Source organism: Pseudomonadota bacterium, from assembly GCA_039193195.1.
In the GTDB taxonomy this organism is placed as follows: Bacteria; Pseudomonadota; Gammaproteobacteria; order Steroidobacterales; family JBCBZW01; genus JBCBZW01.
This window is the reverse complement of the sequence record JBCCWS010000022.1, coordinates 1-16,331: the sequence shown is the minus strand read 5'-3', so window position 1 is coordinate 16,331 and position 16,331 is coordinate 1. Positions and strand designations below refer to the sequence as shown.

The 16,331-nt window shown below is 65.5% G+C and carries 11 protein-coding genes; 6 read left to right on the top strand and 5 right to left on the bottom strand.

The genetic code is table 11. The annotated features are described in order from the left end of the window. Positions 1 to 7: 7 nt before the first annotated feature. Both AAGA68_16585 and AAGA68_16580 read left to right on the top strand, forming a co-directional pair. Positions 8 to 2,209: a prolyl oligopeptidase family serine peptidase gene (locus AAGA68_16585; GenBank protein MEM9386678.1), complete on the top strand. Its 2,202-nt coding sequence runs from the start codon at positions 8 to 10 to the stop codon at positions 2,207 to 2,209. A gap of 626 nt (positions 2,210 to 2,835) precedes the next feature. Then, a complete protein-coding gene (locus AAGA68_16580; protein ID MEM9386677.1) occupies positions 2,836 to 4,200 on the top strand; it encodes an alpha/beta hydrolase in 1,365 nt (454 codons plus the stop codon). 29 nt (positions 4,201 to 4,229) lie between these two features. On the opposite strand, the gene AAGA68_16575 is transcribed toward AAGA68_16580, so the two are convergent. Genes AAGA68_16575 through AAGA68_16565 form a run of 3 tightly spaced genes read right to left on the bottom strand, consistent with a single transcriptional unit; the run spans position 4,230 to position 6,585 of the window. Further along, on the bottom strand, positions 4,230 to 4,544 hold the full coding sequence (locus AAGA68_16575; GenBank protein ID MEM9386676.1) for a DUF3325 domain-containing protein: 315 nt from the start codon (positions 4,542 to 4,544) through the stop codon (positions 4,230 to 4,232). Positions 4,545 to 4,555: 11 nt separating this feature from the next. Continuing rightward, positions 4,556 to 6,244 (bottom strand): PepSY-associated TM helix domain-containing protein, encoded by a 1,689-nt coding sequence (locus tag AAGA68_16570; GenBank protein MEM9386675.1) that lies wholly within the window; start codon positions 6,242 to 6,244, stop codon positions 4,556 to 4,558. Further along, entirely contained in the window at positions 6,241 to 6,585 is a 345-nt protein-coding gene (locus AAGA68_16565) for a hypothetical protein (protein ID MEM9386674.1), read from the bottom strand. Before AAGA68_16565 ends, AAGA68_16570 begins: the two co-directional genes overlap by 4 nt. A 193-nt stretch (positions 6,586 to 6,778) precedes the next feature. On the opposite strand from AAGA68_16565, the gene AAGA68_16560 reads away from it, so the two are divergent. Together AAGA68_16560 and AAGA68_16555 are read left to right on the top strand one after the other, a co-directional pair. Next, complete coding sequence (locus AAGA68_16560; GenBank protein MEM9386673.1) at positions 6,779 to 8,224, top strand: TonB-dependent receptor; 1,446 nt, start codon at positions 6,779 to 6,781, stop codon at positions 8,222 to 8,224. Next, a complete protein-coding gene (locus tag AAGA68_16555; protein MEM9386672.1) occupies positions 8,221 to 9,771 on the top strand; it encodes a sulfotransferase in 1,551 nt (516 codons plus the stop codon). The genes AAGA68_16560 and AAGA68_16555 overlap by 4 nt, the downstream gene beginning before the upstream one ends. 533 nt (positions 9,772 to 10,304) lie before the next feature. Here AAGA68_16555 and AAGA68_16550 read toward each other — a convergent pair. After that, a complete protein-coding gene (locus tag AAGA68_16550) occupies positions 10,305 to 12,026 on the bottom strand; it encodes a hypothetical protein (GenBank protein ID MEM9386671.1) in 1,722 nt (573 codons plus the stop codon). Positions 12,027 to 12,368: 342 nt separating this feature from the next. Between AAGA68_16550 and AAGA68_16545 the strand changes: the two genes are divergently transcribed. Beyond that, positions 12,369 to 14,165, top strand: coding sequence for a hypothetical protein (locus AAGA68_16545; GenBank protein MEM9386670.1), 1,797 nt, complete (start codon positions 12,369 to 12,371; stop codon positions 14,163 to 14,165). Positions 14,166 to 14,271: 106 nt separating this feature from the next. Here the strand turns inward: AAGA68_16545 and AAGA68_16540 are convergent, their stop codons facing one another. Next, the gene (locus AAGA68_16540) at positions 14,272 to 15,669 is read right to left on the bottom strand and encodes a serine hydrolase domain-containing protein (protein MEM9386669.1); all 1,398 of its coding nucleotides are present in this window, start codon (positions 15,667 to 15,669) and stop codon (positions 14,272 to 14,274) included. 190 nt (positions 15,670 to 15,859) lie between these two features. On the opposite strand from AAGA68_16540, the gene AAGA68_16535 reads away from it, so the two are divergent. Further along, the gene (locus AAGA68_16535; GenBank protein ID MEM9386668.1) at positions 15,860 to 16,195 is read left to right on the top strand and encodes a hypothetical protein; all 336 of its coding nucleotides are present in this window, start codon (positions 15,860 to 15,862) and stop codon (positions 16,193 to 16,195) included. Positions 16,196 to 16,331: the final 136 nt, after the last annotated feature.

Sequence of the window (16,331 nt, the reverse complement as noted above, 5' to 3'; positions counted from 1 at the left end):
GGACGCGATGGCTATCCAACTTAGGCTGTTAGTCGCGGCGATTGCGGCGATTGCGGCGATCGCGCCGCATGCGGCTGCGGCGGCGGAGCGTGCTTACGATCTCGTCGAGGTGCGGGAGCAGATCGAGGCCCTCCACGAGGGCCTCGCCGTTCCCGCGCCAGGCTGGGGATTCAGTGCGGACGGCATGGGCGTGTGCGTCGGCTACCGCGTCTTTCGCAGCGAGGACGGCGCGGCATCGACGCACGCAGATCCGCAAGCCCTCGTGGCGGGGGATCGTCCCTGCGAGTTCTACGGCGCGAAGCCCGGTGGGCTTCAGTGGCGAGTGCGCGATGGCGCGCTCGTCGAGCTGGCGTCGACGCGGCCCCCATCGCCCAGGACGGTGCGCGGGATGTTTCCCATGTGGGGGTGGGACCGTCGGGAGCGCCTGTCGCCGGACGGTCGCTACTTCGCCTCGCTGCTAGGTCCGGACCTCGCTCTGCGCAAGGTGGGTGAGGCCAACGCCGTTGCAATCACCGACGACGGCACCTCGCCCGCTCCCTACTTCCTGGGCAGCGACATCTGGGAGGCGTCCGCGAGCATCTTCTCACCTACGGCTCGCTACTTCGTCGGCCGTCGCCACGACAGCACCGAGATGGTCCCGATGCGCGCGCTGGATCCCTTCGCGCACGAACTCCTCGAGTTTCGCTACTGGGGCCGCGTCGATCAACCCCTGCCACGCACCACCCTCGTGGTGGTGGACGCCGACAAGGCCGATGTAGCGCTCACGGTGCCGCCACCGCCAAGCGATCGCTACCGATTCTTCATCGAGTGGGCCGCCGACGGCGAGCGCTTCCTCGTCATCGATGTGGCGCGCGATCTAAGCGAGTACGTGCTCAGTGAGATCTCGGTGGCCGACGGCAGCGTGTCGATCCTGCACATGCAGTCCAGCGAGCGCGCCGTGAAGTGGCCCGGCGGCCCGCAGACGGCGCGCTACCTCAACGGCGGCGATGAGGTGCTCTGGCGCTCGGATCACACGGGATACTTCCATTACTACCTGATCGACCGCGAGGGTGGAGCGCCCACGCGCCTCACGACCGGGGCGTTCGACGTGGTTGATTTCATCGCCCACGATGACACGACGGACCGCTTCTACTTCACCGCCGGCACGGCGGAGCGGCCCCTCGATCGACAGTTGCTGCGGGTGACGCAGCGAGCCGAGGGGGCGCATGAGCAACGCTTCCTCACGAGCCGCCCGGGCGTGCATTCCATCAACGTGGCGATCGACCAGGATCGCTTCCTCGATCTGCATTCAGCCGTCGACGAGCCACCCACGCTGCGCCTGCGACGCCTGCAGGACGGGGCGGTGCTGAGCACTCCCTTCGAAGCGTCCGTACCCGCGGCACGCAGCACTTGGCCCTCGCCGGAGCCGTTTTCCATCGCCGGATCCTTAGGGCCGCACAGTGTGACCGGGATGATCTTCCGCCCCCCGGACTTCGATTCCGAGCGTCGCTACCCGGTGATCGAGCGCGTCTACGGCGCGCCTTCTCTGCTGGCGACCCCGCTCGGCTACTACGGATTCGGCGAACATGGCAGTGGGTCTGACTACACGAGCGTCATCGGCATGCTCGTGCGCGCAGGCTTTGTGGTGGTGACCATCGACGGCGCCGGCACGCCCGGGCGAGGTAGGGCGATCCGCCAAGCCACCTACGGGCGCTGGCCCGAGGGGCAGGTGTCGGAGCACCTATCGACCTTGCAATCATTGGCGATGGAGCGCCCGTGGATGGACCTGTCACGCCTCGGCATCGCTGGTAACTCCTGGGGCGGCTTTTCGGCGCTGCTGGCCGGGATCGAGGCGCCGACCGCCTATCGCGCCGTCTCGGTCAGCGTGCCGCAGACGAGCTTCACGGATCACACGGCCTTCATCGAATTTGTGCTCGGTGCGCCGGGAGAGCACCCGCAAGCCTACGCGCGGGGTGAGCTCAGCGAGCGCTTGGCCGGGTGGCAGGCATCACTGCAGCTCATCGCCGGTACCAGCGATGTGAACGTGCCGATCAGCAATACGCATCGCATGTTGGATGCGCTGGCTGAGCACGGAAAGCCCTACGATCTGGTGCTGTTCCCCGGCACCAATCATGCGCACGAGGGACGGGGCGACCGCTACGCCTACGCGATCGCGTCGATGGTGAGGTTTTTCCAACGGGAGTTGGGCGGCGCGCAAAGTCTACAGTAGGCGGCGGTCTCCCGGAATAGCTCGTCGAACACGTTGTCAACGAAGGGTCCCACGTTGGTGCGGCCGGACGGGTGCGCAGAACAGCCCGATGGTGGTGAAGTCTGCACTCAGCGCTGCCAGGCGAACGATGTCCCCGAGCATGCGCTCGCCTAAGTGGCGCGAGGGGCGTGGTGAACGCAACGCGCACGCGAATCTCTCCGTGGCGCGATTTCTCTAGCGAAAGCTTGGTGAGGCCCGCAACCATAGGCGCCGCTAGGTGGGGCTTCACCCTCTCCCTCGACGACCTGTCCGTCGAGGACGATCAGCGCGAGAGCCGTGTGCCGAACGACTTGCCCTGCGGCGTCAGCGTGGGTTGCCAGCCCCCTATCTTCAGAACTCCTCGATCGCCGTCTCGTCGCGTGATCATTGCGACCAAAACTCAGGGAGATGTGTCTTCAGGGTGAGCGCCCTCGGGATTCGCGAGCTCACCAGTGTGCAGTGGGTTCCCAGATGATGCCAACACCCCAGAGATGATGGGAACATCGGCACTGGCGGCGGCCACCATGGCGCACTGGTCCCGGTGTGGCCTGGCCCTGGCCCGATGTTGGCGCGTAACCTCTACGTTCAGACTGTGCAAAGGACTCGCCGTGCGCTCACCCCTCGTATTCCTCAGCTTCTTCCTACTCGCTGCCTGCGCTGATCAGCCTGAGCCGATCAGCGAGGACCTGCGCTGCCAGTTGGGCACGTATCGCATGGCGTCCGGTGCGCTCATCGACATCGGTGTGTCCAGCGCCGACCACCTGCGTTGGCGAACTCTCGATGGCCGCGTCGGTCGCGTAGCCTTGGCCGACGAGGCGGGCGTATGGACGGGCACGGCAGGATGGACGACGCAGCCTCACCCGGCCCGCATTCACCTCGGGGAGTGCAGCGACGCGCAGATCCGCGTCGAGGGCATCGCGGGTGTCGACGGGCAGGGTGAGCGCGTGGCGGTGGACGCCGTGGGCACCCGCTTCCAGGGCGTCGGGGAAGAGCTCGCCGGTCGCCTAGTACTGCCGAAAGGTAAAGACGCCGTCCCCGTGGTCGTCCTGGTGCACGGCTCGGAAGACTACAGCGCCCTCGACTACTCCTACCATCAGCGCATGCTGCCCGCCCAGGGCATAGGTGTATTCGTCTACGACAAGCGTGGTACCGGGGGATCCACCGGCGAGTACACGCAGGACTTCGATCTCCTTGCCGGCGACGCTGCCGCCGCGCACCGCACGGCTCTTGAAATGGCAGGTGATCGGGTGGCGTCGAGCGGCTACTTCGGTGGCAGCCAGGGCGGTTGGGTGGCGCCGCTGGCCGCCACGCTGAGTGAGGGCGATTTCGTCATCGCCAGCTACGGCATGGCCGAGGGACCCCTGGCGGAGGATCGCGACGAAGTGCAGCTTCGCTTGCGTGAGGCGGGCTACGGCGAAGACGTGCTGGCGAAGGCGCGCGAGGTGACGGACATCACCGGTCGCCTCCTGGCCTCGGACTTCCAGGATGGCAAAGAGGATCTCGTGCGCGTGCGCAAAGCCTACGAGGATGAGGACTGGTTTGCCCACATCGAGGGTGGGGTCTCCTGGGACATGGTGATCCGACCCCTGTGGCAGTTCCGCATCGGCTACTTCTTTCTCAGCAAGGACACGAGCTGGGAGTACGAGCCCGTGCCCGTGCTGCGCTCGATCGACGCCCCCATGCTCTGGGTGTTGGCCGGCAAAGACCGGTCGGCACCGTCCGCGCAAACGCGCGTGATCCTCACGGAGCTGCAGAGCGAGGGCCGCCCGATCGACGTCGCCTTCTTTCCCGATACGGACCACGGGATCGTCGAGTTCACAGAGGACGAGCAGGGCGAGCGCCAAATGACCGGGTACGCGCCTGGGTACTTGCCGTTAGTGAGCGACTGGATCAGGTATCGCCGCTTCGAGGCAGCCTACGAGGGCGCTGAGGTGGCGCCGCGGCGTGGGGCGAGTGATACGCCCTCGCGGTGAGGGCGTCACGGGCGTCGAGCGCAGGGATGTCAGCGCCGCGCGAAAGGGCTCGTCAACGGACGCAGCCAACGTGGGCGATAGGCGATGACCAGTGTCACGGCGAGGCCGGCAGCACCGAGCAGTAGGGGCCACAGCAGGGCGGCGAAACTGCCGCCATCGCGAGCCACGCATAGCACGAGGGCGAGCCCCATCAGCCCATATGCCAGGGGTCGGGCGGTGGTGCGGATCGCGCTAGGGTACGGCGCTGCCGTTACCGCACGCCAGTTGCGCTGCTGGCTGAGGGCGAGCAGCGCCGCCGACAGCATGCAGCTCGCGCTGGCCAACGCTAGCAGCAAGGTCTCCACCGCGTGTAACGCTACTTGACCGCGAGCCCGGGCGAGTCCCCGGGCACCGGCAGGGCGTCGGGTGCCTGTCGCGTGGAGCCTGTCGAGACCGCCGGGCGGGTGAGCCGGCGCGCGGTGGCGATGGCGGCGGCGGCGAAGGCGATGAGCACGAGATCCATGGCGAGGATCGCCCAGTGACCGGTCAAGGCGGCGGACACCGGATTGTCTGCGGTGGTCAGCCAGTTCAGCACGGGGGCGGCAACGGCGAGGGCGCCGATCACCCACGCCTGCTCGCCCCACGCGGGGCGGCCACGAATGGCAGCGTGCACGAAGGTGCCTATCCAGACGATGAAGAAGACGAGGGCTTCCAAATCGGCGCGGGCGTGCCCTTCGGGACCCCCGAAGATCGCGAGCAGCCGGTTGAAGACGAGATAGGCGACGCTCGCCAGGATGATTCCGGCCACGGTGCCTACGCTCAGCGAATCCACCACGCGCACCTTGAGCGGGTCGGCCTTGCCGGCGCGCGTCGCCCGCCGTGAGGCCGACCAGAAGAGAAAGCCCGTGCCGATCATCACGCAGGCGCCGAGCCCGGCGGCGAAGTAAAACCAGCGCAGGGCGACGTGGCGAAATTGCACGAAGTGCAGACCCTCGAGCCACTGCCTGGCGTGGAAGATAGGTGATGGGGTGAAGTCGGCAAGCTGCTCGCCGGTGACGCCGTGGAAGTAGACGATGTCCTGCCCCATTTCCACGCGCTGTTCGGGGAAGGTGCGACGCACAGCCACCAGGGCGTTGGCATCGCCCGCGTGTTGGATGTTGAGGCCATCAGCGCGGGCCGGTTGCCCGTAGCGCTCGGTCCAGATCGCCTCGGCTTGTGCGAGCAGCGGCGCGATCGCGGTGAGCTCCCCGGGCTCGCCGAGCGCCTTCTGCTCGTAGTGGGCGTAGTGGTCGGCGTGATCGTACAGGGCGACCGTCTCGTCGCCGGCGAGGTCACGGGCGAACTGCCACGGCAAGGAGGCGTACCAGCCGGCGAAGATGATCAGCCCGGAGAGGGCGAACATGAAGGTGAACGGCAGCAGGAGCACGCCCGTGACGTTGTGCAGATCGAGCGTTGAGCGTCGCACGTGCTTGCGCGGGCGGAAGGTGAAGAAGTCGACGAAGATCTTGCGGTGGATGATCACGCCGGAGATAAGCATGGTCAGCATGCTGAGGGCGGCGAAGCCGACCAGCCAATAGCCGAGGTTGCCGGGGATGTGCAGGCGGAAGTGAAAGGGGAAGAAGAAACTAGTGCCGGCGTGGGAGTCTGGCTCGCCGAGGAACTCGCCGGTGCTCGGCTCGATGATGCGGGCGATGTACTGCGCCTCTTCCTCGCTTTCCTCGCCGCTGCGCGCCGTCGTGCCCTCCTGGGCGGCGGCGTAGCTGACGTAGCCGGTCATCACTGGCGTGCGTGCGGTGGGCAGGGAGAGGTAAATGCCCTCGATCGGCAACTCGGAAGGCGCGGCGCTCAGGGCCTCGATGGCACTGTCTATATCGATGGCGCTCGGCGCGGGGACAGGCGCGGCTGAGCCGCGCATCTGCGGCATCATCCAGCGATCGATCTCCTTGTCGAACACGGAGAGCGTGCCCATCCAGAAGATCGTGAACAGCAGGGCGCCGACCACCACGCCGGTCCAGGTGTGGAGCCACTCCATGGAGTCTCGAAAACCGGGCTGGCGTTTGCTCACGGCGTGAGTACCTCGCTCGGGGCTAGCGTGGAGGCAGCGGCCATCGTGATCACCGCGAGGGTCAAGATGATGAGGGACGGGCGCCAGTGCGGTGGGGCGCTGAAGCCCCAGATCACGATGCCGACGTACACGAGGAAGCCGACCATGGACGCTAGCAGCATAGCATCGTCCAGGGGCATCCCCGAGGCGTGCATGGCGATCCCGCCGAGGGCGGAGAGCCCGCCGGTTAAGGCGTAGCCGCCCGCGACGATCAGGGCCACCCGGGTGGCCATCGCCACGGCGGCGCGAAGGCCCTCTTGCTCGGTGTCCGTTTCGCTGTTCACGCCACCTGCCATCGGCATTACCGCACTGCACTGCCGCCATCTTGGTTGCATTCGTACCCGGTCGCAAATGATTCGCGTTTGCGGGGAAGCAATGCCTCATCTCATTTTCAGGAACGGCAGCTAACCCCCTGACCTGGCGCAGATTCCCCAGCGGTCATGGGGTTTTCTTAGCGCGATCTCCATCCTCGAGTGCGCATTTGCTTTCGCCAGTTTGCAGCCGGTCAAAAACCTCGAGGGAGGCTTCGAGCCGTACTTCCCCCTCAATGTCGATCTGACCGTACCCGAGGAGATCACCACCGGCACCTTCATCGGCTCGGCGAGGAATAGCCTTAACAATGAGTACGTTTACGCCGTAGCGCAGGTGGTGCACGACTTCCTCGACAACCTCAAGCTCACGGTGCGCGGTAGCTACCTCGATACCGAAGGCGATCAGGCCTACGGCAACGGCTTCTACCGCTGCAGCTACTACGACGACTACAACCCGGACTACCAGTTCAACGGCATCCCCTTCGACGATCGCACCGGCAATCGCTACGGGTTCGTCCGCGCCAACGAGGAGGAGCAGGTGTACCTCGACGTGCAGCTTGCCGGCGCCTTCGACCTCTTCGGCCAGAAGCACGACGCGCTCCTCGGCTTCACCTACTCAGACCGTGAGTCTTTCAACACCAATTTCCTCACGGAAGATCTGGGCATCGTCGTCCTCACCGATCCCTCCACCTTTATCGGCCCGGCGATCACCCTCGAGCTGCCCGAAGACGCCGATGGGTTCAACAACCAGGACGAGCTGACCTCTGTCTACGCCGAGGTCTACTTGAGGCCCCACGAGCGCATCACCGTGCCCTTCGGCTTCCGTTGGGATGAGGTGGAGGAGTCGCGTGCCACCTCTCGCTTCGCCACGCCGGAGGTGCGCACGGAGAGCGATACCACGATCAAGACGGGCATCAACGCCAGCATCACGGACTCCGTGCGCGTCTTCTACAGCTATGCAGAGTCCTTCGTGCCCCAGGCCCAGCTCTCGCGCACGGGATTTCTCAACCCCGAGCGCGGCCGGGCGCACGAGGTGGGCGTGAAGTACCGCGGACCGCGCGGCCTGTCTTTCGATGCCTCCGTGTTCGAGATCACCCGCGAGGACCTGGCCGCCTTCGATCCCACCAACGAGCCGGGCGATGGCTTCTTCGTCGCCGCCGGCGGGCAGCAGAGCACGGGCTTCGAGGTCAGCGCCAGCGGAAACGTGACCGACACGATCTCGATCAGCGTGAACTTTGGCTACAACGACGTGGAGATCACCGAGGAGATCTTCGGCAACATCGGTCAGGTGTGGCTGATCCCCGAGTACAACGGCAGCGCGTACATCGACTACAACTCGCTCAGCACGGGCTTTCGCGGCTCCATCGGCGTGCGCTTCACGGGCGATGTGCCCCTGCGCTTCCCGACGGTGTTCGTTCCGCACCGCGATCTCGGCTTCGTCGACGGCTATGCCATCGCCGATCTGATGCTAGGCTATCAGTTCAACAATTCTTGGGACGTGCAGCTGAACGTGTTCAACGCCCTGGACAACGAATACCTGCGGGCCTTCGGCTTTGGCTTCGGTGCCGGCGGTGGCTTCACCTTCGGCCAGCCACTGAATGCTCAACTTCAGGTGCGGTGGAGCTATTGAGCGATTCCCGGTCTGATGCGTCCGCCGCGCCCGCACCGACCACCGGCCGAGGCTGGTACGAGGCGGGGAAGGAGAAGCAGCGTGCGGGCGACCTCGCCGGCGCGCTGGATGCGTTCCGTCGGTCCCTGAAGCTCAACCCCCACGCCGCCGCAGCCTGGATCGGCCTCGGCGAGGTGCTCGACGCCAACCAGCAGCCCCGCGATGGCCTCGAGTGCTACAGGCGTGGGGTGGCCGCGGAACCCAAGAGCGCGGTGGCCGCCACCAGGCTCGCGCGCGCGCTTCAGGCACTCGGTATGGTCGAGGGTGCACGCCGCGCCTACGACCAGGCGCTGGCCCTCGACCCCACCTCACGGTCGGCCCGGCTCGGACTGGGGGAGCTGTGTGAAGACCAGGGAGATCCGCAAGCGGCTGCTGATGCCTATCGCGGCGTCTTGGCACGCTATCCGGACCATGGGGAAGCGCTAGCGAATCTGTTGGGCCTTGGGCGCAGCGTGGACATCAGCGATGAGATTGCCCTCGCCGAGCAGCGCATGGCGGCCGCCGAGGACCGCGACCGTGCGCTGATCGGCTATGGGCTAGGAAAGGCGCTCGATCGCCTGCAGCGCTACGACGAGGCCTTCACCGTGCTCACCGCTGCCAACGCGGCCCGCCGCAGCCTGGCGGGGCCGTTCGTTCCGGACGCCTTCGAGACGCGTGTACAGCGCCTAACGGAGATCTTCTCCGCTGAATTCTTTCATGGGCGTACCGGGTGGGGGGCCGCCGCGACGGCGCCTGTGTTCATCGTCGGACTGCCGCGCTCGGGCACCACGCTCACCGAGCAGATCCTGGGGGCCCACCCCGCCTGCTTCGGGGCGGGCGAGCTAGGCGTGCTCGCGGACCTCGCGACGGGCACACCAGATCGCCTCGGCCGCGCCGAGCCGCCCTGGCCCGAGAACGCACCGGACCTCTCCGACGCGCAGGCCCAGGCCCTGGGCAACGACTACGCGGCGCAGGTGACGCGTTTGGCGCCGCCGGGCGCTGTGCGCATCATCGACAAGCAGCCCCTCAACTTCTGGCAGCTCGGGTTGGTGGCGATCGCCTTGCCACACGCGAAGATCATCCACTGCACGCGGGACATCCGCGACAACGGATTTTCGATCTACTCGCAGAACTTCAACGTGCACCAGCGCTGGTCGACGGACCTCGAGGACATCGCGACCTACTGGCGTGGCTACCGGCGGCTGATGGCGCACTGGGGGGAGGTCACGTCGCTGCAGATGATCGAGGCGCCCTACGAAGCGATGGTGCAAGACCCGGAACGCCAGGCACGCCGCCTGCTGGACTTCCTGGAGTTGCCGTGGGATCCGAGCGTGCTCGCCTTCCACGAGAGCTCGCGGGCCGTGCAGACGCCGAGTCGCTGGCAGGTGCGCCAGCCCATCTACACCTCCTCGAAGGCGCGCTGGCAGCACTATGAGACGCACCTAGCGCCACTGATTGCTGCGGCGTGTGAAGCGGAAGGTCAGACCCTAGTGGGCCGCTCGGTAAACAAGGTGACGCTCAGCGAGTAGCATGGGCGCCAGGGCAAGGCGGTCAAATGCGGCCATAGCCGAGCTATGGCTGCATTTGACCAACGCCGCGATGGCGCCCGTGCTACTCGCCCTTCGGGTCTGCCCAGGGGCAGCGTCCGCGGCGTTGCATCGCTTGCCAATGGCGATGCCACTGGCTGCGCGACGCGCCTTACTGACGCTGCCCCTACGCAGACTGAGCGTTACCTTATTTACCAAGCGGCCCACTAGAGCTAGTGTCCTGAGTTGGAAGTTCGTTGATGAATTCGCAGGCGAGTTTTTGTGCCTGAGCGCGGCGCGAGGACGAGCGTGGCAGGTCCCACGGGAGGAGGAGCAACGTGTTCAGGGGCGAAAAGGTGCCGCGAATTCATCAACGAACTTCTAACTCAAGACACTAGGGTAGGGTGCGCGGGGCTTCTCGGTCCCGAACCAGCAGGGCCTCAGCGTACGGGAGTGGGCTCGCGTGCCGGGAAACTCCAAGCCACTGTATCGCGAAGGATTGCGGGCATCGTGATGCGACCGCCCCCATAGAGCGATCAGCGAGAGCCCCCCGCGCGCCGGCGAAGCAGCAGCCCGAGCGCGCCCGCCAGGAGGGGCAGGGTGCCCGGCAAGGGCACGAAGGCGGCGTCGTTTAGGGCGGTGAGCACTAAGTCTCCGGTCTGCCCGTCGAAGGTCAGATCGAAGACGAAGTCAGGAGCGATACCCGGGAACGCGAACTGAGCCGTATCCAAGCCGAGCACTTCCCCTGCGGTGAGCAAGGCCAGCTGATCACCGGTCTCGAGCAAGAAGCCGTCGCTCAGCAGAAGTTCGACTCTCCCTGTTGAGAGGTCCGCGCTACCGCTCACCTCGAGTACGTCGAACTGCCCTGCGTCCAGGCCGAAGATCTCTGCGCTGAGAGTCCCATCCAGGTCGAGGCTGCCGTCGATGCTCAGGATACCTGCGGAATTGCCCGGCGCCAGCCGGCCGCCGTTCGTAATGAAGACATCTCCCTCGATGAGGCCGCCATCACCCTCCAGATGCCCGCCGTCGTTCACGAAGATCTCCGAAGCGATTAGGCGCCCTGCCGTGGAGACGTTGAGCACGGCCGTGCTGCTTACCACGGCACCTAACTGAACGATGCCGTCACCTTCGCCGGCATTCGCATCGATCACCCCAAAGTCCGACACGCTTAGCTCCGTGAGGCTCCCTACGCCGTTGGCGAACAGATCGATAAGTGCGCCGTTCTGGGCCGCGAGACGAAGCGTTGAGCCAGCGCCGTGTACGGAGACCCGATTGGTGCGCTGTCGATCGCTCTCCCCGGAGAAGGCGTCACCGATAAACAGGGCTGGGTCCGCGCCCGTGAGCAGCAGCTGACCCGCGGTATTCACATCGACGTCGCCAGCCCCCTCGGCGAGACCGACGGCGAGGAACCCCTGCTGCTGGATAAGTCCGCCGGTGCTGATCTGCACCTCCCCCCGAGCCTGAGTGCCGAAGCCGACGTAAGCGGCCAGGTCGCCGATCATCTCGGCGCCATCGCTAACGGTGAGCACGCCGAACCCAACTTCGGTGCCAGTGGCCAGGTTGGGATCCACGTTGGCGGCGCCAATCGCAAAGCCGCTGCCGACCGCACGCGCGCCCGCAGTCAGCAGCATCTCGCCGGTGACTGCGCCGCCCGGCGTGCCAAAGCCCTCAAGCACACCCAGATTGCCGACGATGAAGCGTTCGTTGACGGAGATCTCCGTGCCGGCGTCGCGCACGATGAGTGACCCTCGCGTGCCTTGCTCCAGTCCCGCCCCATTGCCGACGATGACGAAGCATGACCCGTCGGCGTCCAGGCATGTGGAGGCGTCCACCACCGCACCGGTGTCTACGATAAGTTCACCGAAGGCGTCGGCACCGTTTGCGATGACGAGGGAGCCGAAGCCTGCTCGCTGCGAGCCGAGCAGCTCCAGGCGGGTGCCAACGCCGGAGATCTGTACCGAGGCGAAGCCCGAGGCCTGGAAGGCCTCGCTCACCGTGAGGCGGTGACCGGTGGACTGGAAACCGCCGCTCAGCGTGAGGCGTGCGCTGTCGTTGAATCCAGCAATGAGAATGTTGTCACCGAAGTCCACCAGCGCCTCGGGGCTTGGGTCCGCGTCAATGATCTCGAACGTGATCGGATCCTGGATGACGATCGTGCCCGCCAGGGTGACTTCGCCGGCAACTGCCATTGCACTGGCCATCATCACGCTCGTGATGCACGCGACCGCGGCGCGGCGCGTCAGGGTGGGTATGCGCACGACGGGCTCCTCTCTGAGGCGGAATGGACTAGGGGGTAGTGTCCGCAGATAGACACTTATCTCAGTCCCCTGGCCGGCGCTGGCGCGCTCGACGTACGCGGACAGCTCGGCTCGTGTTGTGAAGGGCGGGCGCGGGAGGGAGGTGAGCGTTCGATGCACGGCGGTTGTGGGCACGCACGCATCTCCTCTCGTCGGGCGCTCTACTTGATGCGAGGAAACTCCCTCGGTCGCAGCGCGACTGTCGACCCCGACAGGGGCAATCCGCACCCGATGAGTACTCCTTACACAAGGGAAGCGCCCGAAGTGTTGGCGCTGTCACTGTAGATCCTGATGAGGTGATGTATGAGTACTCGCTTTCGATCATCCCGCGATCGAGCCCTTGCTTTGCGATCCGTCTTCGTTGCAGCGGTGGCCCTCGCTGCTGCGCCCGCTAGCGCGCAGCTATGCACTTTCGTCGTCGACCCCTTCCCCACCGGAGGCTCCGGCAAGCCGGCTGAGGGCTTTCCTGCGATCTTCGGCCCTCAAGATCACCGCTACGTTCACTCGAGCACGCACCTTCAGGGCAACCGTGCGCTGGAGAAATGGGCCGGTGGCCTGGTCTACAACCCGGTACCAACGATCTTCTCAGGCTTCACCAGCGCCATGGCGATCCACAACCCCGATCCATCCGCGGTGTGTGATGTGGATGTCGACACTTTCGATGAGCGCGGCAACCCGACACAGACGGATTCTCTCCAGATCCCGCCCGAGCAGTTCCGCACCGTCACGCCGGTGAACCTGAGCTCAGTCTCTGGCGTCGGCTCCGCGCGTATTCGGGTGACCAACCCGCAGGACTGCCCGGGCATCGTGGGCACGACGCTGATGCACACCAACGATGTTGCAGGCCTGGTCGACCCGGACGACTTCACGCCTGGCGCCTCCTCGGCGCAGCAGCTTCAAGTCAAGCCCGAGACCTCGGAACTGTGGTGGGGTCCGCTGCCGGTCACTAGTAGCTCCGCCGTCGACTTCTTCAACGGAAACTTGCCGACGTTTTGGATAGTCAACCCGAACGATGTCCCCAACACGATCACGATCGACGTGGACTTCTTTGACCGCAACACCGGTTTCGTCGTCAACCTTCCGTGGCGCACGATCACCTTGCCGCCAAACGGCACTCTGCTGGACATCACTGGATCGCACCTATTGTCTATCGGAGGCGCGGCGCCTGGGTTCTTCGAAACCGCCCTAAGCCTGCTGCTGCCGGCAGTCGGGGCCGACTTGGACGTCACGGTGCACGTGGCCAGCGAACAGGGGCTACCGATCCTCGGCGACGGCATCATGACCGACTTCTTCGGTGACGATGGCGCCGACAATCTGGCGCTCAACACGCGCTACCGCATGGCGACGACGATGATGGCCAACGACCCCAACTGGGTCCTGGTCAACCCGGACTTCAGCTTCGATCCTGGCCCCGGCGGTATCATCCAGACGCTGATGGGCGTCTCCAACGTAGGCAACGCGGATGCCGGGCCCGTGACCGTGCAGTACTTCGATGCCAACGGCACGCAGATCAGCTCCGGCACGCAGGCGAGCCTACCGCCGGGCCAGACGCTGCGTCTGCAGCCGGGCACTCTCGGCTATCCTGCGGGGCAGACCGGCTTTGGCTGGGTACGCATTCGGGGCTGTACTCCCACCACCCAGCTCGTGGGGTGGACGGTACGCGAAGTGCAGGATCTGGGAGAGCCAGGCACGCTTCAGTTCACGAAGGCGTATGGCGAGACGCTGCTGGGCATCACCGGGGCTGAGCCGGGCAACGGCATCGGTGTGGGCAACACCACGCGTAAGGTCAAGCCGATCGGACGTACCACCCCGTCGTTCCCCTGGCCGGGCTACATGACCTTCGTCAACAACTCCGTGGGCAACATCGGACGCTATAGTTTTGAGCTTTTCGACCAGCTCACGAGCACGAGCTGCGGTTCCACGGGCCTGTTCATCGGCCTGCCCTGGGGCGAGACTTCGTCCACCTACGAGGACACCTTCGGCTTCTGCTTCGGCAACGTCAGCGGCGCTGTCGATCACGCCACAGGCGAGATCGAAGGCATCGGTGTGTTGGGCGACCCGTACAGCGAGTACGCTATCCCGGACTTCGCCGGCAACTAGCGAGTAGCGCTGCTAGGACCGAGATACTAAAGACCCCCCTCGGGGTCTAGGTCGACGTGCGGCCCTCGTTGCTCTGCGGCGGGGGCCGACCGTTACGCACGGCGCGTCAACCGCCCGCCAGCCCGCCGGTGGGCGAGCAGAAAGCCGGCTTGTTCAAGCCTTCACCCAAGCACGGCTCCAGGATGGCGTGGATGGCGTCCAGGAGCGCTTCGTGCGACACGCTTTGGCGGCTGCACAGGATGCCTGCGCCCACGTTGGCCGACGTGTAGTACTTGAAGTTGGAGGTGTAACCGTCGATATCACCGCCCTTGGCGAAGTACGGCTCGGCGCCGCTCGGCTCCACCGCCACGCCAAGGGCGTACTGCGCTACTTCATCGCCGGTCTCACTGCTCATCTGCGTGCCCGAGTCGCGGCCTTCGCGGGTCAACATCTCCTCGCGCATGGTCGGCGAAATCCGCTCGTTGTACTCCATGGCAATCATGAGCCGACCCAGATCCCCCACGGTCATGGTCCAGCCGCCGGAGGGCCCTTCCCAGCCGTTGCCCTGGAACACGGAGATGCCAACCCCGGCAGCGTTGCGTGGCGCCGCGAGGTTCTCGATGTTGTCCGCGCGCCAGGAGGCCCCCAAACACATAGACACCATGGCCGGCTCGTTCAGCCCGCCTGCGTCGAGGGCGATGTTATCGAAGACGTAAGCTTCGTAGCCCGACGCGTCGGCCGCCAGCTCGCCGGCCACGCGATCGTCGATGATCAAGCCGAGCAGGGAGTAGCCAATGTTGGAGTAGAGGGCGGTGAACTGCTGATTGAAGCCCAGCCCAGGGGGCATGAAGCGCTTGTAGCTCTCGAAGGCGTAGCGTGGGTGAATACCGGGGTGGTCCCCCGCTTCGGGGAACGTCGCTTGCAGGGACGCCTCGCTGTCGATGCTCGTGGGGTCCTTCGCGATGCCGCTGGTGTGCGAGAGGAGCTGGCGTAGGGTCAGGGCCGACCAGCCCGAGGGGATGTCGTAATCGGCCAAGTGTTCGCCGAGGGTGTCGTCGAGCCCTAGGTCCGGACTCTCCTCGATCATCCGCAGCATGGCGAGGGCGGTGACCGTCTTGGCGATGGACCCCACGTAGTAGGGCGCCTGCGCGGGCCAGGTCACGGGGATGGAATCCGTGGACTCCGGCGGCCGCGGGTCGCCGTAGCCGTTGATGGTCTTGATCGTGTTGCCGGCCACCAGAACCACGCTGCACGAGCCGTTGCCGACCGTGCCCATGAGGGCGTTCATGGCCTCATCGACGTGGCTCGTGACGGCGTTGACGCGATCGCTGTCCTTGGTAGCGGTGAGGGCGATGTTGGTGGGCGAGCAGGCTGTGGGGCTGCTGGCGTCGTCGACGTCGCAGGCGGCGAGCCCTAGCAACGCGCCAGACGTCAGCGCTAACCGAAAACAAGTCGTTAACCCGAGTTGTGGCGCTCTCAAGCGCATTTCGCCAACGCCACGGCCTAGAGAGAGTCCCATCGCCATGCCCTCGCCCTGCGCATCGCTCAGTGGTGAAGTTCTGTAGGGTAACCCTACTTGAGGGAAGCCACGCCGGCACATCGCAGCGGCGGAGGAGCGGCTAGCGCGGTCTAGCGACTTACTCGCCGAGTGGTGTGACGTCGTGAGCCTGCGTGTAGGATCAACTCGTTCTCCTTAGTGCAGAAGGGTGAGTGCAATGGCGATCAAGGGCCTCGAGTACTTGTACATGGAAACCCACGACTGGGAGGGGAGTAAGGCCTTCTGGCAGTCGCTCGGCTTTGAGCTGATAATGAGTCTCGGCACTGCGGGCAAGTTCGTGCACCCTGAGAGCGAAGGCGCGGTATTCCTAGAGCAGGTGAGCGAGGACCGCGAGCCCGCTATGCGGATCTATCTCACCGGAGACCGTCACGCCCCGGTGCCCGTGCCTGAGGCGAGCGTTAGCGCGCCCTGGTCGCAGAGCCATTGGGGTAGCCATCTGCTGGAACTCGTCGATCCGGATGGCCGCCCGGTGATCGTGCAGGACCGGGACTAGCAGCCCGTTGAAAATTGGCTAGCAGCATCAGCTTGACCAATGCGCACCAGCCAATCTGTGTCTGTTAGGGACAGTTGTCGCCGATGACCAGCCCAACTGAGCGTATCGCCACCAGGTTTGGTAGCGGCGCCCCTGT